This window comes from Nocardia spongicola, from assembly GCF_047200775.1.
Taxonomy (GTDB): Bacteria; Actinomycetota; Actinomycetes; order Mycobacteriales; family Mycobacteriaceae; genus Nocardia.
On record NZ_JBJZOO010000001.1, the window covers coordinates 946,174 to 972,964 of the forward strand.

General features: G+C 66.6%; 23 protein-coding genes and 1 pseudogene. 9 read left to right on the plus strand and 15 right to left on the minus strand.

The annotated features are described in order from the left end of the window. Positions 1 to 98 precede the first annotated feature (98 nt). The 3 genes from ACL02S_RS04075 to pyrR all read right to left on the minus strand — a co-directional run bounded on the left by ACL02S_RS04075 (position 99) and on the right by pyrR (position 3,217). Positions 99 to 1,415, minus strand: coding sequence for a dihydroorotase (locus ACL02S_RS04075; RefSeq protein WP_412800891.1), 1,317 nt, complete (start codon positions 1,413 to 1,415; stop codon positions 99 to 101). A gap of 160 nt (positions 1,416 to 1,575) precedes the next feature. Then, positions 1,576 to 2,535, minus strand: coding sequence for an aspartate carbamoyltransferase catalytic subunit (locus ACL02S_RS04080; protein ID WP_412800892.1), 960 nt, complete (start codon positions 2,533 to 2,535; stop codon positions 1,576 to 1,578). Positions 2,536 to 2,590: 55 nt separating this feature from the next. Then, positions 2,591 to 3,217, minus strand: coding sequence for a bifunctional pyr operon transcriptional regulator/uracil phosphoribosyltransferase PyrR (gene pyrR, locus ACL02S_RS04085; RefSeq protein WP_412800893.1), 627 nt, complete (start codon positions 3,215 to 3,217; stop codon positions 2,591 to 2,593). A gap of 174 nt (positions 3,218 to 3,391) precedes the next feature. Here pyrR and ACL02S_RS04090 point away from each other — a divergent pair, with 174 nt between their 5' ends. From ACL02S_RS04090 to ACL02S_RS04100, 3 genes are all read left to right on the plus strand, one after another. Continuing rightward, positions 3,392 to 4,105, plus strand: coding sequence for an HD domain-containing protein (locus tag ACL02S_RS04090; RefSeq protein WP_412800894.1), 714 nt, complete (start codon positions 3,392 to 3,394; stop codon positions 4,103 to 4,105). Positions 4,106 to 4,301: 196 nt separating this feature from the next. After that, positions 4,302 to 5,456, plus strand: a complete 1,155-nt coding sequence (locus ACL02S_RS04095; RefSeq protein WP_412800895.1) for a serpin family protein — start codon at positions 4,302 to 4,304, stop codon at positions 5,454 to 5,456. A gap of 82 nt (positions 5,457 to 5,538) precedes the next feature. Beyond that, positions 5,539 to 6,807 carry an SLC13 family permease gene (locus tag ACL02S_RS04100; RefSeq protein WP_412801100.1) on the plus strand — a complete coding sequence of 423 codons (1,269 nt, stop codon included), beginning with the start codon at positions 5,539 to 5,541 and terminating at the stop codon, positions 6,805 to 6,807. Here ACL02S_RS04100 and ACL02S_RS04105 read toward each other — a convergent pair. From ACL02S_RS04105 to ACL02S_RS04125, 5 genes are all read right to left on the minus strand, one after another. Then, on the minus strand, positions 6,804 to 7,694 hold the full coding sequence (locus ACL02S_RS04105) for a hypothetical protein (protein ID WP_412800896.1): 891 nt from the start codon (positions 7,692 to 7,694) through the stop codon (positions 6,804 to 6,806). The two genes, ACL02S_RS04100 and ACL02S_RS04105, sit on opposite strands and share 4 nt — an antisense overlap. Before the next feature lie 348 nt (positions 7,695 to 8,042). Next, positions 8,043 to 8,306, minus strand: a complete 264-nt coding sequence (locus ACL02S_RS04110) for a YciI family protein (RefSeq protein WP_412800897.1) — start codon at positions 8,304 to 8,306, stop codon at positions 8,043 to 8,045. Beyond that, the gene (nusB, locus tag ACL02S_RS04115; RefSeq protein ID WP_412800898.1) at positions 8,303 to 8,812 is read right to left on the minus strand and encodes a transcription antitermination factor NusB; all 510 of its coding nucleotides are present in this window, start codon (positions 8,810 to 8,812) and stop codon (positions 8,303 to 8,305) included. Before nusB ends, ACL02S_RS04110 begins: the two co-directional genes overlap by 4 nt. A gap of 34 nt (positions 8,813 to 8,846) precedes the next feature. Continuing rightward, positions 8,847 to 9,410 carry an elongation factor P gene (gene efp, locus ACL02S_RS04120; protein ID WP_412800899.1) on the minus strand — a complete coding sequence of 188 codons (564 nt, stop codon included), beginning with the start codon at positions 9,408 to 9,410 and terminating at the stop codon, positions 8,847 to 8,849. 108 nt (positions 9,411 to 9,518) lie between these two features. Beyond that, entirely contained in the window at positions 9,519 to 10,646 is a 1,128-nt protein-coding gene (locus ACL02S_RS04125) for a M24 family metallopeptidase (protein WP_412800900.1), read from the minus strand. Positions 10,647 to 10,857: 211 nt separating this feature from the next. Here ACL02S_RS04125 and ACL02S_RS04130 point away from each other — a divergent pair, with 211 nt between their 5' ends. From ACL02S_RS04130 to aroB, 4 genes and pseudogenes are all read left to right on the plus strand, one after another. Continuing rightward, a complete protein-coding gene (locus tag ACL02S_RS04130) occupies positions 10,858 to 11,331 on the plus strand; it encodes a prepilin peptidase (protein WP_412800901.1) in 474 nt (157 codons plus the stop codon). A 217-nt stretch (positions 11,332 to 11,548) separates the two neighbouring features. Continuing rightward, positions 11,549 to 12,757: a chorismate synthase gene (gene aroC, locus ACL02S_RS04135; protein WP_412800902.1), complete on the plus strand. Its 1,209-nt coding sequence runs from the start codon at positions 11,549 to 11,551 to the stop codon at positions 12,755 to 12,757. Further along, a pseudogene (locus ACL02S_RS04140) lies at positions 12,754 to 13,272 on the plus strand (shikimate kinase); the annotation flags it as partial. The gene aroC and the pseudogene ACL02S_RS04140, both read left to right, overlap by 4 nt. A 353-nt stretch (positions 13,273 to 13,625) precedes the next feature. After that, positions 13,626 to 14,747, plus strand: a complete 1,122-nt coding sequence (aroB, locus tag ACL02S_RS04145) for a 3-dehydroquinate synthase (RefSeq protein ID WP_412800903.1) — start codon at positions 13,626 to 13,628, stop codon at positions 14,745 to 14,747. A 26-nt stretch (positions 14,748 to 14,773) separates the two neighbouring features. Here aroB and ACL02S_RS04150 read toward each other — a convergent pair whose 3' ends face one another. The 6 genes from ACL02S_RS04150 to ACL02S_RS04175 form a co-directional block, all read right to left on the minus strand. Next, the gene (locus ACL02S_RS04150; RefSeq protein WP_412800904.1) at positions 14,774 to 15,247 is read right to left on the minus strand and encodes a B-4DMT family transporter; all 474 of its coding nucleotides are present in this window, start codon (positions 15,245 to 15,247) and stop codon (positions 14,774 to 14,776) included. Between the two features lie 102 nt (positions 15,248 to 15,349). Continuing rightward, a complete protein-coding gene (locus ACL02S_RS04155; protein ID WP_412800905.1) occupies positions 15,350 to 16,165 on the minus strand; it encodes a shikimate dehydrogenase in 816 nt (271 codons plus the stop codon). Continuing rightward, positions 16,155 to 17,723: an endolytic transglycosylase MltG gene (gene mltG / locus ACL02S_RS04160; RefSeq protein ID WP_412800906.1), complete on the minus strand. Its 1,569-nt coding sequence runs from the start codon at positions 17,721 to 17,723 to the stop codon at positions 16,155 to 16,157. Before mltG ends, ACL02S_RS04155 begins: the two co-directional genes overlap by 11 nt. Further along, on the minus strand, positions 17,720 to 18,283 hold the full coding sequence (ruvX, locus tag ACL02S_RS04165; RefSeq protein ID WP_412800907.1) for a Holliday junction resolvase RuvX: 564 nt from the start codon (positions 18,281 to 18,283) through the stop codon (positions 17,720 to 17,722). The genes mltG and ruvX overlap by 4 nt, the downstream gene beginning before the upstream one ends. Further along, a complete protein-coding gene (gene alaS / locus ACL02S_RS04170) occupies positions 18,283 to 20,952 on the minus strand; it encodes an alanine--tRNA ligase (protein ID WP_412800908.1) in 2,670 nt (889 codons plus the stop codon). Before alaS ends, ruvX begins: the two co-directional genes overlap by 1 nt. Before the next feature lie 87 nt (positions 20,953 to 21,039). Next, complete coding sequence (locus ACL02S_RS04175; protein WP_412800909.1) at positions 21,040 to 22,434, minus strand: replication-associated recombination protein A; 1,395 nt, start codon at positions 22,432 to 22,434, stop codon at positions 21,040 to 21,042. A gap of 94 nt (positions 22,435 to 22,528) precedes the next feature. Here ACL02S_RS04175 and ACL02S_RS04180 point away from each other — a divergent pair, with 94 nt between their 5' ends. After that, entirely contained in the window at positions 22,529 to 24,190 is a 1,662-nt protein-coding gene (locus tag ACL02S_RS04180) for an alkaline phosphatase D family protein (RefSeq protein WP_412800910.1), read from the plus strand. A 154-nt stretch (positions 24,191 to 24,344) separates the two neighbouring features. On the opposite strand, the gene ACL02S_RS04185 is transcribed toward ACL02S_RS04180, so the two are convergent. Beyond that, a complete protein-coding gene (locus tag ACL02S_RS04185; protein WP_412800911.1) occupies positions 24,345 to 25,514 on the minus strand; it encodes a phosphotransferase family protein in 1,170 nt (389 codons plus the stop codon). A 452-nt stretch (positions 25,515 to 25,966) separates the two neighbouring features. Between ACL02S_RS04185 and ACL02S_RS04190 the strand changes: the two genes are divergently transcribed. Continuing rightward, entirely contained in the window at positions 25,967 to 26,704 is a 738-nt protein-coding gene (locus ACL02S_RS04190) for a hypothetical protein (protein ID WP_412800912.1), read from the plus strand. The last annotated feature ends 87 nt before the right edge of the window (positions 26,705 to 26,791 follow it).

Below are 26,791 nucleotides of genomic sequence, written 5' to 3' on the forward strand. Positions count from 1 at the left end.
CCGACTCCGGACCCACCGCGGTGCCCTGCGGGATATCCGCGCCCGACCGGCCCCGCCGAAGGGACGCACCGGGCCCACTCATCCACGCCTCCGCACGTCTAAGGCTTCGCACGGGTGCCACTCGCCTTGCCCTCGCGCGCGGTCACCCGGCCACGCAGCAGCGTCGCTGTTACCCGAGCGGGCAGAACCATCGCCTCGAACGGGGTGTTGTTCGAGATGCTCGCGAGTTCGTTCCCGCGCACCGTCCAGCTCGCGGCCGGGTCGACCAGTGTCAGATTCGCAGGCTCGCCCACCTCGAGCGGTCTGCCGTGTTCATCGAGACCGACGATCCCGGCGGGGCGTTCGCTCATCACGCGAGCGACACCGCGCCAGTCCAACAGCCCCGGCTCGACCATGGTCTGCACGATGATCGACAGCGCGGTCTCCAGCCCGAGCATGCCGGGCCGAGCCGCGGCGAACTCACAGCACTTGTCCTGTTCCGCATGCGGGGCGTGGTCAGTGGCGACACAGTCGATGATCCCCTCGGCCAGGGCCTGCCGCAGCGCGGCGACATCGGAGGCTTCGCGCAGCGGCGGATTGACCTTGTTGACCGCGTCATAGGTCGCCAACCGGGAATCGTCGAGCAGCAGATGATGTGGCGTGACCTCAGCGGTGATCGAGATTCCCTGGGACTTCGCCCATTTGATCAACTCCACGGTGCCCGCCGTGGAGGCATGGCAGATATGCACCCTGGCATCCGCGTCCCTGGCCAGCAAGGCGTCGCGGGCGACGATGGACTCCTCGGCCGCGCGCGGCCATCCGGCCAGGCCGAGCCGGGCCGCATTCGGCCCCTCGTGGGCGACCGCGCCCTTGGTCAGCCCAGGCTCCTCGGCATGCTGGGCGATCAGCACCCCGAGCGAATTCGCGTACTCCAAGGCGCGGCGCATGACCAGTGGGTCGTAGACGCAGTGGCCGTCATCGGAGAACATGCGCACCGCGCCTGCCCCCGCGGCCATGGTGCCCATCTCGGCGAGCTGTTTACCTTCCAGCCCTACGGTGACCGCGCCGACCGGGTATACGTCGACCAGGCCGACCTCTCTGCCGCGCCGCCACACATGGTCGGTGACCACCACAGAATCGGCCACCGGGTCGGTATTGGCCATCGCGAAGACCGCGGTGTAGCCACCGAGCGCCGCGGCGGCGGAACCGGACTCGATGGTCTCGGTGTCCTCCCGGCCAGGCTCACGCAGATGGGTGTGCAGGTCGACGAAACCGGGAAGCAGGATCTGCCCCCGCGCGTCGATGACATCGGCGTCTACCGCGTCCAGATCGGTGCCGATCCGGCGGATCTCACCGTCGGCGACGAGCACATCGACCGGCTCACCCTCGCCGTAACGCAGTACGCCTTTGATCAGTATTGCGGGATCCTGGCTCATGCTGTTGCTGTGTCCTTTCCTGCATGAGCGGGCCCCTCCGTGGTCACGCTCCGCTGCCGCCTCCAGGCCTGACCGCTCACGCAGAAGTCCTTTCCTGCATGAGCGGGCCCCTCCGTGGTCACGCTCCGCTGCCGCCTCCAGGCCTGACCGCTCACGCCACTCATGCCACTGCCTCTTGCGTTCCGACGAGCAGGCGGAACAAAACGGCCATGCGCATATGCACACCGTTGGTAACCTGTTGCAGTACAGCGGCTTTCGGTGAGTCAGCGACCGAGGCCGCGATCTCCATACCGCGTAGCATCGGACCCGGGTGCAGTACCACGGCGTGATCCTCCAGTAGGGCGAGCCTGCGCTCGGAGAGGCCGTAGGCGATCGAGTATTCGCGGGCCGACGGGAAGAATCCGCCGTTCATCCGCTCGGCCTGTACCCGGAGCAACAGCACCGCGTCGGCGCCGAGCAGCTCGGCGTCCAAGTGGTGGGAGACGCGAGCGGGCCAGGTCGCCACACCGACCGGCAACAGCGTGCGCGGGGCGACCAGTACGACCTCGGCGCCGAGGGTGGCCAGCAGGAAGACATTGGACCGCGCTACCCGGCTGTGCAGGATATCGCCGACGATGACGACTCGTTTGCCCTCGATATCGCCGAGCCGCTGCCGGAGGGTCAGTGCGTCGAGCAGGGCCTGGGTGGGATGCTCGTGAGTACCGTCGCCCGCGTTCACGACCGCCGCCCCTGAGGTACCTCCGGTCGCGACCGCCCATTCGTCCATCCAGCGGGCGATCTGGTGCGCGGCGCCGGAGGCCGGGTGCCGGACGATCAGCGCGTCGGCGCCCGCGGCGTGCAGCGTCAGCGCGGTGTCACGCAGCGATTCCCCCTTGGCGACCGAGGAAGCGCTCGCGCTGACGTTGATCACATCCGCGCTCATCCATTTGCCTGCGACCTCGAAGGAGACCCTGGTACGAGTGGAATTCTCGTAGAAGACGGTCATCACGGTGCGACCGCGCAGGGTAGGCAGCTTGTGCACCTCACGGCCGAGTAGCGCCTGCTCGAACCGTTCGGCCTCGTCGAGCAGTTCCGTCGCGGCGGCCCGATCGAGATCGGTGACGGACAACAAATGCCTCATACGCCCGTCCCCCGCTCCGAATCGGACCGGCATACCAGGCCGCAGGGGAAGGACATCACGCTTCCTCCTGGTGCAGATAGACGCCGTCGCGACCGTCGTGCTCGGTGAGCAGTACCGAGATGTCCTCGGACCGATTGGTCGGCACATTCTTGCCGACGTAATCGGCGCGAATCGGCAGTTCCCGGTGGCCGCGGTCGATGAGCACCGCCAGCTGCACGGAGCGGGGACGCCCCAGATCGCGTAGTCCATCGAGCGCGGAGCGGACCGTGCGACCGGAGAACAGCACATCGTCGACCAGAACCACCAGCGCGTCCTCGATACCGCCCTCGGGAACCGATGTACGCTCCAACGGCCGATGTGGACGACTGCGCAGATCGTCGCGATAGAGCGTGATGTCAAGCGAACCGAGTGCCGGGCGGACGCCGGAGAACTCCTCGATCTTGTCGGTGAGCCGGGCAGCCAGTGTGGTGCCGCGGGTGGGGATGCCGATGAGCACCACACGCGGCGCGTCCGGATCGCCCGCGTCCAGCGCGGTCTTCTCGATGATCTGGTGCGCGATGCGCGCGATGGTCCGGCCGACGTCCGAGGCCGACAACAGCTCTCGTCCCGCCCACTCTCGGGAATGTCGCTGCGATACCTCGGCAGCACCCGGCTTGGCGGCCCTTCCTTCGGGCACGGCCATGCCGACCTCCTTCCCCGCCTCACCGGACGGTCCGTTAAAGGATGTCTTACGGCAAGCAGCCTAGCAGCGCGCCGACCCCTGCTTTCACCAGGCATATCGCACTGTGAGCGGAACCACCGGGAAGCCACGGCGCATACCGCGATGCCGGGCGGCACACCCCAGTAGCCTGGCATCATGAGCAATCCAGGGGCGGGAGTCTTGGCGGTCATGCCGCTGCACACGATCAGCGAGGTCTACGGCGAGACCGGGCTTCGGGAACGATTACTGCTGGAAATCGCCGAGCTGCCCGATACCACACGACTCACCGAGGCGCTCGATCTCGCGGCCGAACTGCACCGCGACGATCGATACGGGCGCGAACCGTATCTCAGCCATCTGCTCCGGGTGGCGATTCGGGTCATCAGCCACTACGAGATCCAGGATCCCGATGTAGTCGCGGCGAGCCTGCTGCACGATTCGGTCGAGGATCACGCCACCGAACTGGCCGCCGACCGCCCCGGCGCGACCGTCGACGCCGCGCTTGGCACGCTCACCGACCGGTTCGGTCCACGAGTGGCCGAGCTCGTCGCCGCGGTGACCAATCCGGCACCCGATCCGGCACGCGATCGGCAGACCCAGTATCGCGAGCACGTCGCGACCAATCTGGACCGCAACCCGTGGGCTCGGATCATCAAGCTGTCCGATTTCACCGACAACGGCGTGGGCATCCTCTACGCCACCGGGCCCGCGATGCCCAAGCTCGCCGCCAAATATCGGCCGCTCACCGCGGTATACCGCGACCTGGTCACCCGGCCGGATACCCCCTTGGCCAACCACGTACGACAACACATTCTCGACCAGCTCGACCGCGCGGACGAGCGCTTCGACGCCATCCTGTCGCACAGCTGATCGCGGGTCCACGCCTGTGACACAGGCGGATCAGGCCATGCGGTGAGCAGTGTCGAGGCGGTGCTGCCATTGGGCCGAGTGAGCCACGCGCACCGCCTGCTCGAAGAGCGGACCCGCTGGGAAAAATCGTGTTACGCCCGGAGCCTGCCGCGTCATAGCCACCGCCGACCAGCCCGGCCGTGGCTAGGGTGGGGCGATGCGAACCACCCTGGAGCCCCAGGTCCTGGCGGCCAACGCGCTCACCGCGCGGTGGTGCGCGGAACTGGGTGAGCGTGATTTCGTGGTGTCCGGCCCGGGGGTGTGGCCGTTGCCGGCGATGCTCGCCACCGCGGCAGAGGGACCGGCACGGGAGGAGCTGGCGGCGGCGCTCGGGATATCCGCGGCGTCCGGGGAGGAGGCGGCATTGCGGTTGCTGCGCGATCTCGACCGCGCGGATTCGGTAGCAGCGGCACTCGGCATATGGGTGCACCGCGATCTCCCGCTGCACCAGACGTGGTCCGACCGGCTGCCCTCGGGGATCGTCGAACGGTTGACCGGGCAGGTCGCGCTGGATCGCTGGGCGGCCGGGCATACCGATGGTCTCGTCGAACGGTTTCCGCTCACGGTCGACCCCGACACGCTGTTGGTACTCGCCACCGCACTTGTCGCGAAGACCCGCTGGCGCGCACCCTTCGATGTCGGGACGCTGCTGCCGGAAGACGGTCCGTGGCGGGGGCAGCACTGCCACGGGCTGTTCCGCACGAGCGCCGACCTGTCGGCCGTCGCGATAGTGGATGCCCCTGCGCCTGTCACTCGGGTCGTCGTCGAAGGGGTCGATGACCTCGATGTCCACCTGCTGCTCGGTACGGGTACGCCGGGCACGGTGCTCGGCACGGGTCTGGACGCCTTATCGGCGACGGTACCGATCCGCACCGACCTTCCCGTCGGAACCGAAGGCCCCGGGCTCACGGTACGTACCGCGGTAGTCCGCTCGAACGCCGACGAATTGCGGGTTCGGCTGCCCTCCTTCGAGCTCCGCTCCACCCACGATCTGCTCGCCGGAGCCGAGCTGTTCGGCCTGGCCGCCGCCACCGACTGCACTCGTGGTCATTTTCCCGCGATCTCACCCGTACCGCTCTGTGTCGGCCGAGGAACCCAAGAGGTCCTCGCCCGGTTCAGCCATGAGGGTTTCGAGGCCGCGGCGGTGACCGCGTTGACCGTACGCGCGGTGAGCGCGCCGCTGCGGCAGCACCATGCGACTGTCATTTCCGTTGCGTTCGACCGGCCGTTCGGCTTTCTCGCCGTGCACCGGCCGACCGGTTCTGCGGTCGTCGCCGGCTGGGTCGCCACCGCGCCTGTCGCGGCGCTATGAGGTGAAGGACCGCCATCCACCGGCCGACTCGAGCGGCGCACTCGACGCCAGAGCGGTAACCACGTCCCATCGCCTTGCCATGATGGCGGATGTGCCCGAACAGATCGAGCCCGCCGACCGGCAGCCACCCACACCTGGCCGGATGCCGGTAGCTTGCGCCCGACGACGGCTCAGCGTTCTGGACCGGGTCCGGCTGGCATTGTTGCTGGCCGGTCTGCTGTGCGTGGTCACAGGGCTGCTGCCCCGGGACGAAGCGGTCGCGAATATGCGCCGCATCGGCCCCTTGCTGCTGTTTCTCAGCAGCGTGATCGTGCTGGCCGAGCTCACCAGGCAGGCCAGGGTCTTCGACGCCATCGCCCATCGCCTGGCGATTCTGGGTCGAGGTCACTACCCGGTGCTGTTCTTCCTGTGCGTACTGTTCGCCTCGGCCACCACTATCCTGCTGAATCTGGACACCACGGCGGTGCTCATCACCCCGGTAATGCTGGCGCTGGCCGGTCCAGCGCGGATTCCACCACTACCACTGGCCATGACCACGCTCTGGCTGGCCAACACCGCCAGTCTGCTGCTGCCGGTATCCAACCTCACCAATCTGCTCGCCGCTGATCGGATAGCCCTGTCCGCAACCGATTTCGCCGCGAAAATGTGGGCACCGCAGCTGGTTTCGATCGGCACGACAATGGTATTCCTGTGGCTGTGCTACTGGCGGCGTAGGCACCGCGAGACCGACCGCTACCTACTGCCCGAACCGATCCACCCGGCGAACTTTCCAGAACGCGCGCTGCGGTTCGCCACCGCGGGGGCGTGCCTGTTGTTCATCGTCGCGATCCCGTTGGTCGGCGACCGGATCGGTCTCGCGGCCACCCTCGCCGCGGCTGTCGCGGTGACAGCCTTCGCGGTCTTCGACCGCGGTGCGTTACGGCTGTCACTCATCCCGTGGCGACTGCTCGTCTTCGTGATCGGCCTGTTCCTCGTGGTGCCCACCCTGAGCCGATTCGGTCTCGCCGACCTGATGCGCACTTTGATCGGCACCGAGCCGGATGGGTCCGGCGCCTACCGGGCCGCCGCGACGGGCGCCGCCCTGTCCAACCTCGCCAACAACCTCCCCACCTACACCGCGGGTGAGGCGGTGGTCCCGACACAGAACGAGGAGCAGCTGCTTGCGCTGCTGATCGGAACCAATATCGGCCCGATCATCACCCCGTGGGCTTCGCTGGCCACCCTGCTGTGCCTGGAGTTCTGCCGCACCCACCATATCCGCGTCCCGATGATGCGTTTCGTGTCGACCGGCCTCGCCCTCGCTGTCGTCGCCACGGCCACCGCCGTCGCGGCACTGCTGGCCACGACCTAGTGCGGATTCCTCGGTTGCAGTGCGCGGCGCGCGATATCGGCGACATCACGATCGGTGAAGGAATCCGGAAGCGGCAGGGCGAGTTCGTCGAACAGCCTGCGCACCTGCTCGACGGTCGGCTTATCGGATAGCGGCAGTTCCTCGCCGCGGCTCAGCTGAATCTGGCGACTCTGCTTGAAACCGGCCACCAGCTCACGATGAAGGTCCCGGTAATAAGGCTTGTCTCGCTCGAACAGCAGCGCGGGTGTGTTCGGATTCGCCTGGGTGATGATCGCGCAGCTGGACGACAGATCCCAACGGAAAGTCGTCATCACCGACGAAAGCCCCACATCGACGGTAAGGAAGGTGAAGCGCTGCCGATACCAGCAGGCGGCCAGTACCGTCGCGAATGCTTCCTTCCTGGTGCGCTCGGTGGTCCACTGTTCCCCGGTGCGATCCGCCTCCGGGACCAGTGTGGAACGAAATTGCGCGTAGGTCTTGCAGAGCATGTCGTCGGCCGGGTCCAGGATCTCCACCTGTACGCGCAGCGGACGCTGTTCCCGCCGCGCGTTCTCCACGCAGTCGGGCAACGTCACCGTCCGAATGGAGATGCCGGTCCCGCCCTTGAAGATCCACTGCTCGGTGTTGCGGCGAGCCAGTGCGTGCTCGTGCTCGATCGCCGATCCGTAGAGCAATCGCACCGACGACGCGTCACGCATCGCTTTCGACGATAGACGCCGATCGCGCAGTGCCATGGTCACCAGCAGGCCGAGCACCAGTAGCACAGCCCCGCCCACTATGTCGGCATCGATCAGACCGAGTACCGCGAACAGGCCCACCACCAGGGCGAGGACCAATGCGGCGACACCATCGATATTGTCCCGCGTCCAGCTCAGCAATCGTGCCACACAGCTCCACCCTCACCTGTGGTCTCCACCAGGATAAAGGCAGTGTCGCACGGAGAAGGACGGAAACGAGAAGTACTGTGCGCGAAGGTGGATGCTCTTACGGAGCCACCCGGTTCCCGGTCCGCTCCCGCTGGTCATCCATATACCCACCCCACAGGAACAACCCGCAGTGTACCGAACAACGCTGCGGCACTTCCTGCTCCGGATCGAACGCCACACTCCGGAATGAACCGGAGCATACCTGTGGACGGGACCAACGCGCCCGAAAGCACATCCGGGGGCACGAACACAGAGCAGTGCGCGGACCGCAGCTGAATGACCACGGAAGCGCCTGTGGCAGAACCGTGTTCAGTGCACAGCGGTAACTTCCCACTCGTGAACGGTGAGTTCCGAAGCGCCTGTCGTGTGCACGGGATCAGCGAGCACGATCTCTCTCGCGGCGTCCAGATTATCGGCGTAGACGATATACGCGCCGCCGGTGCCGTCGGTGAATCGGCCGCTCTCCTGCAGCTGCCCACGGTCCTGCAGCGACCGCAGGAACTCCCGGTGCGGTTCGATCACGGCGGCGTCGAAGCGTGGTGTGCGCATCGCCAGCACGAGATATTTGTTCACGCCTCCGGCTCCTGTCGCGGCGCACGTGTCGCGGCCGCCGCGGCACGCACCTGCGGCGCCACCAGGACAACCTGTCCGAGCACCCCGTTGACGAAGGAAGGCGAGTCGTCGGTGGACAGCTCCTTGGCCAGCTCCACTGCCTCGTCTACGGCGACAACCGGGGGAACGTCGGTCGCGTGGAACAGCTCCCATACGGCGATACGCAGGATCGCGCGATCTACGGCAGGAAGCCGCGAGAGAGTCCAGTCCTGCAAATAGGATTCGATGGTGCCGTCCACCCGGTCCAGATCGTCGGCAACGCCTTCGACCAGGGTGCGGGTGTAGGCGTGCACCGGTGCGACCGCCTGGTCCCGGGTGGCCAGCTCAACACGCTCGCCGAGTAGTTCGGCGGCGTCGACATCTCTGGCTTCTGCCTCGAACAGCAGATCGACTGCGCGACGGCGCGCCTTGTGCCGTGTACCGAGCTTCTTGTACGTGGACTTCTTGTCCACAGGTTGGTCCGCCACGGTCACCTCATCCCCGGATCGCCTGATCCGGCGATCAAGCGTTGACCCGGCCGAGGTAGCTGCCGTCACGCGAGTCGATACGCAGCTTGTCACCGGTGTTGATGAACAGCGGAACCTGCACCTCGGCGCCGGTCTCCAGGGTGGCGGGCTTGGTGCCGCCGGTGGAGCGGTCGCCCTGCAGACCGATATCGGTGTGGGTGACCTCCAGTTCCACCGAGACCGGCAGCTCGACGTACAGCGGCACACCCTCATGGGTGGCGACCTGCACGGTCATGTTCTCCAGCAAGAAGCGGGCACCCGCGCCGATGGTCTCCTCCGCGATGGAGATCTGGTCGAAGGTCTGGCCGTCCATGAAGACGTAGTCCGTGCCGTCGTGGTAGAGGTAGGTCATATCGCGCCGGTCGACATTGGCGGTCTCCACCTTCACACCGGCGTTGAAGGTCTTGTCGACCACCTTGCCGGACACCACGTTCTTCAGCTTGGTCCGCACGAAGGCGGGGCCCTTGCCCGGCTTGACGTGCTGGAACTCGGTGATCTGCTGGAGCTGACCGTCGATTTTCAGCACAAGGCCGTTCTTGAAGTCGCTGGTGTCCGCCACTGTCTTCGGATCTCCTTGTTCTACCGTTCGGTGTGCTACCGCCCGGTGTTCTACCGCTTGGTGGTTCTCTTACTGTCGTTGCCGCTACCGCGCCTCGGCATACCGGCGTCAGTCGACGACGGTCAGGTCTTTACTGGTGTGGGTGAGCAACTCCGGGCCCCCTTCGCGCACCACGAGCGTGTCCTCGATCCGGACCCCGCCGCGGCCGGGAAAGTACACACCTGGTTCGACGGTCACCGCCACGCCAGGAAGGAGTGTACCGGTTCCGGTTTTCGCGATTCCAGGTGCTTCGTGGATCTGCAACCCGACCCCGTGTCCGAGACCGTGCACGAACAGCTTGCCGTGTCCGGCTTCCTCGATGACCGACCGCGAGGCGGCATCGACATCAGCCACCGGCGCTCCCGGCCGCAGTGCCGCGCACCCCGCGCGCTGCGCCGCTTCGACCAGCGCGTACACCTCGCGCTGCCAGTCGGTGGGTGCACCGAGCACAAAGGTGCGGGTCATATCGGAGTGGTAGCCACCCACTACCGCGCCGAAGTCCAGCTTGACGAAATCCCCCGCCGCCAGCACCGCACCGGTCGGGCGGTGATGCGGAACAGCCGAATTCACCCCGGCCGCCACGATGGTCTCGAACGACACCGCTTCGGCGCCGTGTTCGAACATGGCCCACTCCAAGTCTCTGGCCACCTGGCGCTCGGTACGACCGGGACGCAACCCGCCCCGCTCCAGCAGCGCGGCGAGGCCGGCATCCCCCGCGGCGCAGGCCGCGCGCAACTGCTCGACCTCATAAGCGTCCTTGACCATGCGCAATTGCTCGACCAGTCCTGGAGTCGCGACGAACTCCAGACCGGTGCGCTGTTCGAGAAAGCCGCGGTGCTGCTCGACCGTGACGACCTGGCTTTCGAAACCGACCCGGCCGAGCTGCCACTCCCCCGCCAGTTGCAAGATGCGGCGGGTGGTGGCCCGCGCGATCTCCGATCTCAGGTCGGGAACCTGCTCGGTGACCTGGGTCCGGTACCGGCCGTCGGTGCCGATCACCGTGCGGTCCTCTGCGGCGCGCGTATCCCAGGAGTGCACGAGCAACGCGGCGTTGGAGCCGGTGAATCCGGTCAGATATCTGATGTTCACCAGATCGGTGACCAGCAGGGCATCCACCCGGTTCTCCACCAACAGGCCGCGCAGCGCGCTACGTCGAGCCGCGTAGTCGGGCACATGGTCCTGGCGATCAGCACACATACGTCAAAACTACCGCCGCCGCGCGGGCCGACGCGCAATACGTGCTCCGCGCGCCGTGCAGCGGCCCAGAATCACGCGATGCCCGAGCGAAGGCGTCCTTTTCATCTGGTGCCACCACCAGCACCGAGCAGGTGTTGTGCACAGCGGTCGTGTTATGCACATTTCGGTCGGGCGCGGCCCTGCGACATCGAGATCGGGCGAAGGTGGTGGCATGGCCCCGCTCGCGCTCACCGTTTTCGCCGTATGGTGCACGGTATTGACCACGCTGGACATCCGCAGCCGGCGACTACCCAACCGGCTGACCGGTTTCGGTTCGCTGGCCGTACTCGGGTATGCCCTGATCACCGGACAATTCACCAGCGCTCTGCTCGGTGCGGCACTGCTGTCGGTGCCGTACCTGCTGGTGCACCTGGTCGTGCCCGCCGCGCTCGGCGCGGGAGATGTCAAGCTGGCGGTGGCACTCGGCGGGGCGGCTGCGCTCGGCGGCGCCGAGGCATGGACCTGGGCGGCGCTCGGCGCACCGGTGCTCACGGCGTGCGTCGCGGTAGGCGTGCTGGCAGGCAGGCGCCTACTCGCCGCCGACGACAGCAGGCAGGCCGATCGCTCGGTTACCGTGCCGCACGGACCCGCGATGTGTCTGGCGACCCTGCTTGCACTGTGGTCATCGCCCCTGCTTACCTGCTGAACTCATGGCGAGCACGGACCGAGAACACACACGGCGCACGAATTCGGAGACCGGAGCCCACTGTTCGGCTGCCACGGCACCACAGCGCAGCGCGGTGGATTGCTCCGACCTCAGCGTCCGCCGACCGTCCTGCCGAGTTCCGATCGCCATCGGCGTGCGCTTCGTCATGCCGGGCCGCATTCCAGGGCACCGGGGTCCACATGGGAGGATGAACGGCGTGCTGCGTTGGATAACTGCTGGAGAATCCCATGGTCCCGCCCTTGTCGCCCTCTTGGAGGGGATGGTGGCAGGCGTCGAGGTGACATCCGAGGAGATCTCCACTCAGCTGGCTCGACGCAGGCTGGGATACGGCCGCGGCGCCCGGATGAAATTCGAGGCCGACAAGGTCACCATCATCGGTGGCGTGCGGCACGGACGCACGATGGGCGGGCCGGTGGCCATCGAAGTGGCCAACTCGGAATGGCCGAAGTGGGTTACGGTGATGTCCGCCGATCCGGTGGATCCGGCCGAACTCGCCGATCTGGCGCGCAACGCCCCGCTGACCCGGCCCAGGCCCGGCCATGCCGACTATTCCGGCATGCTCAAGTACAACTTCGACGACGCCCGCAATGTGCTGGAGCGCGCCAGCGCCAGGGAGACAGCGGCCCGAGTCGCCGCGGGCACCGTAGCGCGCAACTTCCTGCGTCAAGCCTTCGGCGCGGAAGTGGTTTCGCATGTGGTCTCGATCGGCGCCGCGCACAATTCGACGGGTATCGCACCGACCTCAGCCGATCTCGCCACGGTGGACCAGAGTCCGGTGCGCGCGTTCGACAAGGACGCGGAAGCGGCGATGATCGCCGAGATCGAAGCGGCCAAGAAGGACGGTGACACGCTCGGTGGTGTGGTCGAAGTGGTCATCGAAGGTCTTCCGGTAGGCCTCGGCTCGTTCACCAGTGGTGAGAACAGGCTGGATGCGCGGCTGGCTGCCGCGCTCATGGGCATCCAGGCCATCAAAGGCGTCGAAGTCGGCGACGGCTTCGAGACCGCACGCAGGCGGGGCAGCCAGGCGCACGACGAGATGCGGCCAGGACCCGACGGGGTATTGCGCTCCACCAATCGGGCAGGCGGGCTGGAAGGCGGGATGACCAATGGCGAGCCGCTGCGGGTACGTGCGGCGATGAAGCCGATCTCCACCGTGCCACGCGCACTGTCCACCGTCGATATGACCACCGGCGACGAAGCCGTCGCGATCCACCAACGTTCGGATGTATGCGCGGTTCCCGCCGCGGGGGTGGTCGCCGAATCCATGGTGGCACTGGTCGTCGCGCAAGCCGCGCTGGAGAAGTTCGGCGGCGACTCGCTGCTGGAGACATCCGAGAACATCGCGGGCTACCTGAATCGCATCGGCGCCCGCCCCCACGTGCCCGCGGGTAGTCGGTCGCAATGATCGTGCAGACCGATCCGCGTGCCCCGCGCGTGGTGCTGGTCGGACCGCCAGGGGCGGGAAAGTCCACGATCGGCCGCAAGCTCGCCAGAGAACTCCAAGTCGAGCTGTACGACACCGATGCGGGGATCGAGCACGAAACCGGTCGAACGATCCCGGAGATCTTCGCCGAAGACGGCGAACCCGAGTTCCGCAGGATCGAGGAACAGGTGGTACGCCGAGCCCTGCTCGGCGAGCGCGGTATCGTCTCGCTCGGCGGCGGTGCCGTACTGTCCGCGAACACCAGGGCACTGCTGCGCGACCGTACCGTGGTGTATCTGGAAATCAGTGTGGCCGAAGGGCTTCGGCGTACCGGAGCGAGCACGCAGCGGCCGTTGCTCAACGGTGCCGATCCCGGCGCGAAATACCGCGAGCTGATGCGCATCCGCCGCCCGCTCTACCGGGAAGTGGCCACCGTCCGGGTACGTACCGATGGTCGCAGCCCGGGGCGGGTGGTACGGATGATCATGACCAAGCTCGGCATGGAGACCGCGGCACCCACCGTGCCCAAGCCAGGTCTGCGGCCATCGTCCGGCACAAACTCGCAGGGCGGTAGCCGGACTCGGGCCCGACGGCGCGCCAGGGCCAGGGCAGCCGCCCGGCGCAGATTGCTCGAGCAGGGCGGGGCCGCCGAGGCCGGCGCCACACCGAATCCAGGGGTATCCGCGGCTACCCGATCCAGACGCGCCCAGCAAGGCGTCACCACGGGTGAATCCAGCGATAAGAACAACATGAGCAGCGGGGAAGCAACAGGCGGCCGAGCCAAGCGGGCCCGCGCACGAGCACGCAGGCGGAAGCCGGCGACACCACCAACAGAATCGGAGTGAACCACGTGACAGAGCCGACTCGTCTCGAAGTCCGGACCGCCGACCCGTATCCGGTGATCATCGGCCGCGGCTTGCTCGGCGAACTCGTCGAGTCGGTCAGCGGCGCGAGCACCGGCGTGCGCACCGTGGCGATCTTCCACCAGCCACCGCTCGCCGAGACCGCAGAGGTAGTGCGAAAGGCATTGGCCGACAACGGTATCGACGCGCACCGCATCGAGATTCCGGATGCGGAAGCCGGCAAGGATCTGGCTGTTGCCGGGTTCTGCTGGGAGGTACTCGGGCGTATCGGTCTGACCCGTAACGATGTAGTGGTCAGCCTCGGTGGTGGCGCTGCCACCGACCTGGCCGGTTTCGTCGCCGCGACCTGGATGCGCGGTGTACGCATCGTGCATGTACCCACCACCTTGCTCGCTATGGTCGACGCGGCGGTCGGCGGTAAGACCGGCATCAATACCGAGGCGGGCAAGAACCTCGTCGGCTGTTTCCACGAACCCGCCGCGGTACTGGTCGACCTGGCCACGCTGGAAACGGTGCCGCGACACGAGATCGTGGCGGGCATGGCCGAGATCATCAAAGCGGGATTCATCGCCGACCCGGTGATTCTCGATATGCTGGAGCGCGACCCGGAGGCCGCTCTCGATCCGAGGGGCGAGGTGCTGCCCGAGCTGATCCGCCGGGCAATTCAGGTGAAAGCCGATGTTGTCGCCGCCGACCTGAAAGAGTCGAGCCTGCGCGAGATCCTCAACTACGGCCACACCCTCGGCCACGCGATCGAGCGGCGGGAACGCTACCGCTGGCGGCACGGCGCGGCAGTCGCCGTCGGCCTGGTGTTCGCCGCCGAGCTCGGACGCCTCGCAGGCCGCCTCGACGACGCCACCGCCGACCGGCACCGCACCATCCTGTCCGCTGTCGGATTACCGACCGGCTACGATGCCGATGCGCTGCCCGCGTTGCTCGATGCCATGCAGACCGATAAGAAGACTCGTTCCGGGGTACTGCGCTTTGTGATACTCGACGGTCTGGCCAAGCCGGGGCGGCTGGAAGGGCCCGATCCGTCCCTGCTGGCCGCCGCGTACGCGGCAGTCGCCCGCACGGACGATCCAGGAAATAGTGCGGTTCTGCTATAGCACGTGGTCCGGTGAGTGACGCCGGATCAGATCGCGGTGCCCGCGGCGGACAGCAGGGACGGCGGGGTCGAACGGCCCTTGCCTGCCTTCCGTTCGGCCAACAGCCGACCGATACCGATACCGATCGACGCGGGCACGAAGATCAACAGGATGATGAACGACGCACCCGCGGTGACTTCGAAGAGCAGACCGTTGTCACCGAGGTCGAAACGCGGCAGAAAGTCCAGCAACCAGGCAACCAGGCCGCTGCCGACCCCACCTGCCACAGCGACCTTCAACCAGCGCATGGTCAGATCAGGGCCGCGACCGGAGTCCGCGGCGCGGTTGCGGCGGCCGTCGAACAACCCCCACACCACAACGGCCGCGAGCAGCGCGATCAACGAAAGGGCGCGCATCTGCGCACCGTGCGTCGGCCAGTACACCATCGCGAACCCGAGCACGACACGCAACGCCACCACCAGCGCGCCGAGCACAATCGACCGCAGTACCCAAGCAATCATGCCGAACACCATAACCCGAGAGACCTGGGTCTCAGCTAGAGCTCGTCTCGGTTTTCCTGCCGAATTTTCCTCCCCGCATCGGCATTCGATGCGGGGAGGTCGCTAGTCCGAGGCCGTCAGCGCGGCAGCCATCTCGGCCCGCGGTGCCTGCTGCCCGGTGAACTGCTCGACCTGTCCGTATGCCTGGTTCAGCAGCATCTGCAATCCGCTGACCACTGTATGGCCCGCACGCTCGACTGCCTGCGCCAATGGCGTCGGCCATGGATCATAGATCGCGTCGAGAACCACCGGGGCCGCTGCCACCGAGTCCGCGACTGCCGCGGCGGCGGCGGCCGGAATAGTACTCACGACCGCCCCCACTCGCGCGCAGACCGCACCGATAGGCGCAGCCTCGAAGCCGATCATGGACGCGGTCATGCCCAGTTGTTCCGCCAGTTCCAGGGCACCCCGCGCGCGCAGGGCGTCGCGCGCGACCAGGGTAACCGATGTCGCACCCAGCTGTGCCAGCGCCAGCAACGCGGGCCGCGCGGTACCACCGGCACCGAGCACCATGCCCTCGGCCACCTCGGTGATACCGGCACCGCGCAGCGCACCGAGCACACCGTCCACATCGGTGCAGTCGGCCCGCCAGCCGTCCGCGGTGCGGATCAGAGTATTGGCCGATCCGGCCAGGGCAGCGCGTTCGGTCCGCTCCTGCGCGTAGGCCAGCGCGGCTTCCTTGCCCGGCATGGTCACCGAGAGCCCCACCCACTCGGGCCCGAGTCCATCGACCAGTCCGGGTAATTCCTCGGCCGAACACTCGATGCGCGTATAGGTCCAGTCCAGTCCGAGCGCACGATAAGCGGCCGAGTGGAGCTGCGGGGAACGCGAGTGCGCGACCGGCTTACCGAGTACCGCCGCTTTACGTTTACCGGCCACTGTCGAGAATTCCGCTCTGCAAAGCCTTCTCGGTATTGCGCAGATGCTCTTGATAGCTTTCGGCGAACAAGGTGGTGCCACGCTTGTCGATCGTGACGAAGTACAGCCACGGCCCCGGCTCCGGCTTCTCCATGGCGCGCAACGCGTTCAGTGAGGGCGACGAGATCGGTGTGGCGGGCAGACCGGCCATGGCGTACGTGTTCCACGGAGTGACCTCGGTCCGGTCGGCGTCGGTAGTCGCGACCTCGGTGGTATCCAGGGCGTAGTTCACGGTCGAGTCGAACTGCAGTGGCTGATCGATCCGCAACCGATTCACGATCACACGGGCCACCTTGGACATGTCCTGCGGCAGCGCTTCCCGTTCGACCAGCGAGGCCGCGATAAGCGTTTGATAGGGGGTCAGCGTGTTCTCCGCCCCTGACTGCAGCAAGCCGGTGTCCTCGTAACTGCGCGCACTCGCGGTCACCAACTGCCGCAGGATCTGCTCCGGCGTACCGCTCGGATCGAAATTCCAGGTGCCCGCAGCGATCAATCCCTCGAGTTGTCTGCGGCGATCCGGGACATTGCGGACATCTTGTTCGGCCCATGTCGGCACCCCGAGCGCGGCCAGATCCATGCCTGCGCCCGCGGCGTCGAGCTGTTCATAGGTCACACAGGTACGTGCAGGCCCGGTTCCGATGCAGCTGGCTTCGGCGATCTTGCGATAGATGCCTTCCTTCCGCGCGCCGGTGTTCACATCGTGCTGATCATGCAGCTGACGCCCCTCCGACACCACCACATTGCCCACCCGCGAGGAACTGCTGACCAGCGCGGACACCGCTTCCACGGCAGGGATGTGACTGGGGATCGCATAGTAGCCCGGCTGCACCGCGCTCATATCCGAATTACTCACGGCAGCTTGGAAGAAGGCGGCCGTGCTCGCGACCACCCCCTGCTCGACCATGGTCGCGCCGATCTGCTGAGAGGTTTCCCCAGGTTGCACCTGCACCACCACCAGCGGTCCGGCCGCACCCGCGTAATCCGCGGGCGCACTCGGACCGCCGGTCAATTTCATCCCAGCGAAGACCGCCGCACCGGTGCACAACAGCACGAACACACCGGCGACGACCCACAGGTGCTTGCGCTTGCGCTGGCGTTCGACGACCTTGCGCGAAACAGCACGGGAACGCTTGCCGTGCCGCGTGCCAGAGGAACGCTCCGTCCGATGGTGCTTCGAACGCGACGAAGTCTCCTGCTGCCGACCGGCCCGGGGACGCCGGCCACCGTGCTGCGGGGCAGACGGCGCAGGCGGCTCCTCGCCGTCCTCGGCATAACCACCGTCCTCGGCATAACCACCGTCCGCGACATAACCACCCGCCGCATGACTGCCCTCGGCATAACCATCCGCGACATGATCGTCTTCCGCATGACCGTCTTCGACATAACCGTCTTCGACATAACGCGGAATGATCGTGGTGTCGTCATCGTGCCCAGCCCAGGCACTCTCATCTCTGCGATACCGCCGATCAGCTTCACGCTGACGGAAAAGTTCCTCGGCCCGCGTCCACCGATCGGTCATATATCGTCCCCCGACGACGTATGACGGGCCGTTTCCACCGAGCTCAACACCGCACTCCGTTCGTCCAACCATCCTTGCAGGATCGCCACCGCCGCCGCTTGATCGATGACCTGACGCCGGCCACGCGCTCGAACACCGCTGTCCCGCAATGCACGTGCAGCTGACACCGTAGTCAAACGTTCGTCGGAAAGCCGGACCGGAACCGGTGCAATAGCATTCCGCAATCGATCAGCGAATTCCATGGCCAGCGTAGCGGCAACCCCCTTATCACCGCGCAATGTTCGTGGCAGTCCGACGATGACCTCGACAGCCTCGTATTCCCGCACAATATCGGCAATTCTTCCGATATCGGGCGCTACGGGCGAGCGCTGCCGCTGTTTCGCGCGCGGCACGGTCTCCACCGGCGTGGCGAGAATGCCGTCGGGATCGCATGCGGCGACCCCGATCCGAACACTGCCGACATCGACCCCGATCCGCCTGCCGCGCCCGGGATCGGTAGCCGGGTCCGGGTGGTCGGCATCGGGCCGCACGGATCTTTCCTGTTCGTGGGAGTCGTCCATCACCCGGCCAGTTCGGCCACCCGGGCGCGGACCGCGGCCAGACCGGCCGGAATACCGGACGGGTCCGAACCTGCGCCCTGAGCCAGCTCCGGTTTACCGCCGCCACGCCCCGCGATGCTCGGGCCGAAACTACCGACCAGATCCCCGGCCTTGATCCCGAGTTCCTGGGCGGGCTTGTTCACCGCGACCACGAACGGCACCTTGCCATCGGCATTGCCGAGCAGCACCACTACCGCGGGCTCGGTGCCGAACCGACCACGGATATCGGTGGCCAGCGTCCGCAGATCGCCCGCGGGCACCCCTTCCGGCGCGGCCACGGCGACCAGCAGCAGAGGCCCGATCCGCTCGGCCGCGTCGACGAATTCGGCCGCCGCGGATAGCACCGCGGCCCGCTTGGTCCGCTCCAGCTCCTTCTCGGCGACCTTGAGCCGCTCCACGAGCTGTTCCACCCGGCCAGGCACTTCCTCCGAGGGCACCTTCAGACCGGCGGCGACGCCTGCCAGCAACGCCCGCTCCTTGGCCAGATACTTGTAGGAGTCCAGACCGACGAACGCCTCGACCCGCCGCACCCCTGAGCCGACCGATGATTCACCGAGCACCGTGATCGGTCCGATCTGCGAGGAATGCTGCACATGGGTGCCGCCACAGAGCTCCATGGAGAACGGGCCGCCGATCTCCACCACCCTGACCTCGGCGCCGTAGTTCTCACCGAACAGGGCGAGCGCGCCCATCTGCTTGGCCTTCGGCAGATCGGTGACGAAGGTGTTCACCGGGAAGTCCGCACCGACCGCGTCATTGGACACGGCTTCGATATCGGCCTTCTGCTGTTCGGACAGCTGCCCCTGCCAGTTGAAATCGAAACGCAGATAGCCCGGCTTGTTCAGCGAACCCGCCTGCACCGCGTTCGGGCCGAGCACCTGCCGGAGCGCGGCGTGCACCATATGCGTACCGGAATGGCCCTGGGTGGCACCGCGCCGCCAAGCCGGATCGGCCTGAGCGAGCACGATATCGCCTTCGGTGATCTGGCCTTGCTCCACCGTGGTCTTGTGCACCCACAGCTTCTTCGCGATCTTCTGTACGTCGTTCACCCGCAGTTTCAGGCCGGAGGAGGCGACGATCGAACCACGGTCGGCGATCTGACCACCCGATTCGGCGTAGAGCGGGCTGCGATCCAGGATCACCTCGACGTCATGGCCCGCGGTCGCGGCGGGCACCCGCACGCCATCGGCGATCAGGGCGAGCACGGTGGCTTCGGTGGCCAGCTCGTCGAAACCGGTGAACTCGGTGGCACCGCGATCGACCAGTTCCCTGTAGACCGTGAGGTCCGCGTGCGCGTGCTTGCGGGCCTGAGCGTCCTCCTTGGCCCGCTGACGCTGTTCGGCCATGAGCGAGCGAAAGCCTTCTTCGTCGACCGACAGCCCGGCCTCGGCAGCCATCTCCAAGGTCAGATCGATCGGGAATCCGTAGGTATCGTGCAGAGTGAACGCGTCCGCCCCCGCGATCGTGGTGCCCCCCTTGGCCTTCACCCCGGCAGCGGTGTTGTCGAACAAGACGGAACCGGTGTTCAGTGTCTTGAGGAACGCGGTCTCCTCACCCACGGCGACGGTCTCGATGCGCCGCAAATCCGTGGTCAGCTCAGGATAGGACGGGGCCATCAGATCGCTGACGACCTTGATGAACTCGCCCATCACCGGCTTCTCGGCGCCGAGCAGGCGAGCCGAGCGCACGATGCGGCGCAACAGCCGCCGCAGCACATAACCGCGGCCGTCATTACCCGGATTCACGCCGTCGGCGATCAGCATGGCAGCGGTGCGGACATGGTCGGCGATCACCCGGAAGCGCACGTCGTCGTCGTGCCGCACGCCGTAGCTGCGGCCGGACAGCTCTTCGGCCCTGCCGATGATCGGGCGCAGCAGATCGGTCTCGTAGACGTTGTCCACGCCCTGCAGCAGCATCGCGATCCGCTCCACACCCATACCGGTGTCGATGTTCTTCTTCGGTAGCGACCCGACCGGCGAATGTCCCTGCTTCGGGCTCAGTTCACCGCGCACGTCCTGCATGAAGACGAGATTCCAGATCTCGAGGTAGCGGTCCTCGTCGGCGACCGGTCCGCCGTCACGGCCGTGCTCCGGCCCGCGGTCGTAATAGATCTCCGAGCACGGCCCGCCCGGACCCGGCACACCCATGTCCCAGTAGTTGTCCTTGCCGTCGCGGAACTGAATACGCTGCTCGGGGATGCCCGCGACCCGCCGCCAGATCTCGGCGGTCTCCGGATCGTCCTGGTACACGGTCACCCAGATCCGCTCTGGATCGAAGCCGTAACCGCCTTCCTCCTGCGGCTTGGCGATCAGCTCCCAGGCGAGGGCGATCGCCCTTTCCTTGAAGTAGTCACCGAAGGAGAAATTCCCCGCCATCTGGAAGAACGTATTATGCCGCGTCGTAACGCCGACCTCTTCGATATCACCGGTGCGCACACATTTCTGCACACTGGTCGCCCGCGGGTAAGGCGGCTCTTCCTGCCCCAAGAAATACGGCTTGAACTGGACCATGCCCGCGTTGACGAACAGCAGGTTCGGATCGGCCAGGATCAGCGAGGCACTCGGCACCTCGGTATGCCCTGCCCGAAGGAAATGGTCCAGGAAACGCCGTCGAATCTCGTGGGTCTGCACAACTGTCCAGCCTACCGGGGCGGTGCACGCGATTATTCAGCGACCGGCGGTCCTGGCGCGTCCATCCCACCGCTGAGGGCACAGTGGTCAACCTCGGACGATGCGGCGCAACTTATCGACTCGGGGACCGATCTCCCGTTCATGACCGTGCCCGGTGGGGTGATAGTAGTCGACACCGATCAGCTCGTCCGGCGGGTATTGCTGAGCGAGCACACCGTCGGTCTCGTCATGCGGATATCGGTATCCCACGGCATTACCGAGCGCGGCCGCACCCTGATAGTGGCCATCCCGCAGATGTGCGGGTACCGCCCCCGCCTTACCCGCGGCGACATCGGCCATCGCGGTGTCTATCGCGGCCACCACGGCACCGGACTTCGGGGCGGTCGCCAGATGGATCGTGGCCTGTGCCAGCGCGAGCCTGCCTTCCGGCAGACCGACCAGCTGCACCACCTGTGCGGCGGCGGTCGCGGTCTGCAACGCCATCGGGTCGGCCATGCCGATGTCCTCGCTCGCGTGGATCATCAGTCTGCGGGCGATGAAGCGCGGGTCCTCACCCGCGCTCAGCATGCGGGCCAGATAGTGCAGCGCGGCATCGACGTCCGAACCACGGATGGATTTGATGAACGCACTGGTCACGTCGTAGTGCTGATCGCCTGCGCGGTCATACCGGACCGCGGCCCGGTCCAAGCTCGCCTCGACGAGGTCCACATCGACGACGCCATCGGAGGCGGATTCGGCCGAGGCCTCCAATGCGGTCAGTGCACGACGGGCGTCACCGCCCGCGATCCGCACGATGTGCTCCAGCGCGGCCTCGGTGACGGTATACCGGCCGCCGAGGCCGCGTGGGTCGGTGAGCGCCCTGGTGAGCACCTGCCGGATATCCGTTTCGGTGAGCGCCCGCAATTGCAGCACCAGCGAGCGCGACAGCAGCGGGGACACCACCGAGAACGAAGGATTCTCCGTGGTCGCGGCGACCAGCAGGACGATCCGGTTCTCCACCGCGGCCAGCAGCGCGTCCTGCTGGGTCTTGGAGAAACGGTGCACCTCGTCGATGAACAGCACGGTCTGCTCACCCGACGCCAGCCTGCGCCTGGCCGTATCGATGACCGCGCGCACGTCCTTGACCCCGGCGGAGAGAGCCGAAAGCGCCTCGAAGCGGCGGCCGGTCGCCTGCGAGACGAGCGCGGCGAGGGTCGTCTTCCCGGTACCGGGCGGGCCGTACAACAGCACCGATGCCGCACCCGAGCCCTCGATCAGCCTCCGCAGCGGCGAGCCGGGGCCGAGCAGATGCTGCTGGCCGACCACTTCCGCCAGTTCGGCGGGCCGCATCCGCACCGCCAAGGGCGCCCCCTGGTCCCTGCGCACCACGGCGTCGATAGCGGACTCTGTAGGCGTGGCGGTACCCGGCACATCGAATAAACCATCGCTCACCAGCAGAACGTTACCCAGCCACCCGGACAGCGCTCCGTCCTGTCCAGACATCCCGCCGACGACCGGTTCCCCGGCACAGGCCCCTGATACCACAGCGCGGGACCTCGAGTTGCGCACCACCAGTACTTCCTATGAGATCACTGGCGTGACCGAAAACGTGTTCGTTTCAAATCAGGGAACCACCGGACGCTTCGCTCGGCGCGCTCTCCTACAGGGCAGTGCGGCAGCCGTCGCCGCTACCGCGGTGCTCGGCACCGGGCAGGCGGGTGCGGTGCCACTGGTATTCCGGCACGGGGTCGCCTCGGGTGATCCGCTTCCCGATGGCGTGATCCTCTGGACCAGGGTCACCGTCTCCGATGAGGCCACCCCCGGCTCCGGCCTCGGCGACCCGGCGGCAGTCCGCTGGGAAGTCGCCACGGATGAACGATTCGCATCGATCACCGCTTCCGGAAACACGACGGCCACAGCGGATGCCGATCACACCGTCAAGATCGATGTGTCCGGCCTCGCTCCCGCGGTCGAATACTTCTACCGCTTCCATACACTGGGCCAGACTTCCCCGGTCGGGCGCACCACAACCGCGCCCGCTGCCGAACAGTCCCCCGACCGCCTCCGATTCGGCGTGGTCTCCTGCGCGAACTGGGAAGCCGGATACTTCAGCGCCTATCGTCATCTGGCCGATCGCGGCGACCTGGACGCGATCGTGCACCTGGGCGATTACCTCTACGAGTACGGTAACGGCGAGTACGGCGGCCGCGCGGGCACCGTGCGCCCGCATGAACCGGCCACCGAAACCATCAGTCTGGCCGACTACCGCATCCGGCACGCACAGTACAAAACCGATCCGGATCTGCTCGGCCTGCACGCCACAGTGCCGTTCATCTGCACCTGGGACGATCACGAATCCGCGGACAACTCCTGGTCCGGCGGCGCGAACAACCACAATCCCTTCACCGAAGGCAGCTGGCCGGGCCGCAGGGCCGCATCCGCGCAGGCATATCTGGAGTGGATGCCGGTCCGCGCGGCCGGATCCGGATCCGGCGCCGAGGTACAGCTCTACCGCAGGCTCCGGTTCGGCACCCTCGCCGAACTGTCCATGCTGGATCTGCGCAGCTACCGCGATCACGAGGCGACACCGGGTGCGGGCTGGCGAGTAGCCGACGACCCGGCGCGCACAATCACCGGCAAAGCGCAGATGGAGTGGTTGACCGCGGGCCTCGCCTCCGCGCCGGTGCGCTGGAAGCTGGTCGGCAACTCGGTCATGATCGCCCCGCTGGTCTTCCCACCCCTCGAGCCGACCACGACAGCGGCGATCACCGGCACCATGGGCATACCGCGGTCCGGCCTATCGGTGAACGGTGACCAATGGGACGGTTACACCGCCGATCGCACCCGGCTGTTCCGCACCATCACCGAACAGCAGATCTCCGATGTGGTCTTCTTGACCGGCGATATCCATTCCTCCTGGGCCGCGGACCTGCCCGTCGAGGCAGCGCACTATCCGGGCGGCGAGACGGTCGGTACCGAATTCGTCGTTCCCTCGGTGACCTCGAGCAGCCTGGGCGACATACTGGGAGCGAGCACCGCGCCGATCGCCGAATCGGTCAAGACGGTCAACCGGCACATGCGTTATGCCGAACTGGATTCCCATGGCTACGGTGTGCTGGAAGTCACCGCGGAACACGTGCAGATGGACTGGTACTACGTGCTGAACGTGACAGATCCGAACTCCGCGGTACGCCATGGTGCCTCTTTCGCCGCACGCTCCGGCGGCAGGCTCGAACAACGTCCCGGCCCCTTCAGCTGAGTTCATCGCATACCGTGCGGCCGAAGCCGCCCGCGAGGACCCGGCTCCCGGCCATCGGCACCCGGACGCACCACAGACGCCGTATACCGATCACCCCGGTTCGACACAGCCGGGGTGATCCACCTTCGCATCGAACGAGAACAGCGTCGGGAACCTATTCCGACCAGTGCTCTTCCAGCCGCGCCGAAACATCCTCTGCGAAATCTCCGACAATGTCGTCACCCGTGCACCGCGCGTCCTCGGCGAGGGCGGCCCAGCGATTGATCAACGCCGCCGAACGCGGCACCGACAGCCCGTGTTCCCGCGCCGACGCGATTCGGGTGTGATCGGCGGGCAGGAACCAATAGGTCGACAGCCACACCCAGATCAGTCTGGCCTCGAGAATGCGCTGAGCGAGCAGGTCGTCATCGGCCAACGCGGGCCACACCCCAACGACCTCCGAGCGCCAGGCCTCCACCATCTGCTTGGCACGTTCACGCGAGAGTTCGATATCGCACAGGCAACCGGGGAAGGACACCAGCACATAGGCGATATCCAGGGTGGCATCACGGAACCCACCCCATTCGTAGTCGAGGAACCGGGCGCCCTCGTCATTCAAGATCAAATTATCCGGGCACAGATCCGATGGACTGAACGCGCGGAACCGGCCCGCCGAGTACAGCCGATTGCCGTGCACGATCCGCTCGGCGACCTCACCTGGCACCTCGATACCAAGCTCTCGCTGCAACAACCCCGGTACTTCGGTGATCGCCGATTCGGCCTGCTGCGCGATACCGTCCACCCGGTGCGCCACATCGACCCGGCGTAGCAAGGCGACGAAGTCCGCCTCCCGCCCCACAGTCGCGGCGTGCATCCGGCCCAGTGCCTGCGCGAACGCCATCAGCGCGTTACGAACGGCAGGCTCTGCGCCGGAGCGCAGGACCGTGGTCAGTGGGGAGTTCTCACCGAGATCGCTGAGGATCAGCAACCGATCGGGGAGGCTGTGCGCGACCAGATACGCACCCGGCCGCTGTTCCCGGCTGAGCGCGGTGGTGAACTGATACGACACGGTCTCCCGGAGAAACGCGGAATCGACGCTGGCGACACCGGGCGCCAAGCCACCGACCCTGCGGTCCCGTGCTGACCCGCGAAGCTGCTTGATGATCAGCGTGCGCGGTAACGAGAAAGCGTTCTCGGCTACCCGCACACGGAGGACTGTCGTCCTGCCGCTACCGCTGAGCTCGATCGGATCACTCAGCTTTACCGGAGCACCCATTCGCTTTGTGAGCAACTGTTGCGCTGCGGAAACGACTTCGGCGGCGCGTTCGGCCAATAGTGCGGTCATCGCCTCTCAAGCTACTCGCATCGGGTCACTTCTAGCGAGCGGTTACACAACCTTTCCGCGTCGCCCGGCGTGTCTCCGGCGCAGCCGGACAGTGGTCAGCGGGGCGCTTGACACCTGTGCGTCCTTCGGGTTTTCTCATCGTCAACTATCGTGCGCCACACCGCAAGCCGACCGAGCGGAAGGGTCTATGCGTGACCGGAACACCGGCTTCCCCACCGGAGCGATCGGCCGGCGACACTTCTCCCCCAAGTGACGAGCGATTCACAGCGCGACCCGGACAGCACGAAAGCCAGGACCCGCCGAACCCGGACCAGAGAGCAGGCCGGAGCTCCGACGAGACAGGGGACACGGCAGACCACCCACGGTCGGCGGATCCCGGATTCGCGGATCCCCGATTCGCAGAGTACGGCCCGTCGGCACACAGCAGCGCACCGTCACAGCCGCAAGCTCCGATGGGCGCACCGCACGCAGGACACAGCTCACCGGATCCAGGACCTGGCTCGGCGCCCCGAGACACCGTTGCACCGCAGCAGCCTGCCTACGGCTACCAGCAGGCTGCACCCGGTCCAACGACGCTCGACGTGGGGCGAGCGCTCAGTTACGGCTGGACGAAATTCTGGGCCAATCCGGGGCCATGGATCGCGGTGACGGCGGTAGGCATGGTCATCTACCTGGCCTTCCTGCTCGTGGTGCAGCTCACCGACCCGGCGACGACGCTGGCGGTGCTGTTCATTTTCCTTGCGGTCATGGCGGCGGTATGGCTGCTGCAAGCGGCCATGGTGCGCGGCGCGCTATACGAAACCGACGGCACCCCACCTCCTTTCGGCGCGTACTTTCGCGCGGTGAATGCGGGAAATGTCCTGCTCACCGCGCTACTCGCGGCCACGGCGTCGTTTCTCGGCCTAGCGTTGTTCATCCTGCCCGGTCTGATCGTGGGCTGGCTGTGCATGTTCTCGTTGCATTTCGTCATCGATCAGAACCAGGGTCCACTCGAAGCGCTGAAGTCCAGCTGTGCCCTGGTACTCGCCAATGCCGGACAGGTGTTCCTGCTCGCCCTCGCGGTAGCGGTGCTGACTTTCCTCGGGGCACTACTGTGTGGCCTCGGCCTGCTGATCGCGGGTCCGGTCACCGTTATCGCGGTGACCTACGCCTACCGGGTGCTCACCGGTGGCGTCTGCCATCAGGGGTAATACGGTGTCCTCTGGGGTCGCACCATACTCGTTCCCGACCTCGCTCCGGTCGGTGCCGATCGGCACCGACCGGAGCGAGCCCGCGGA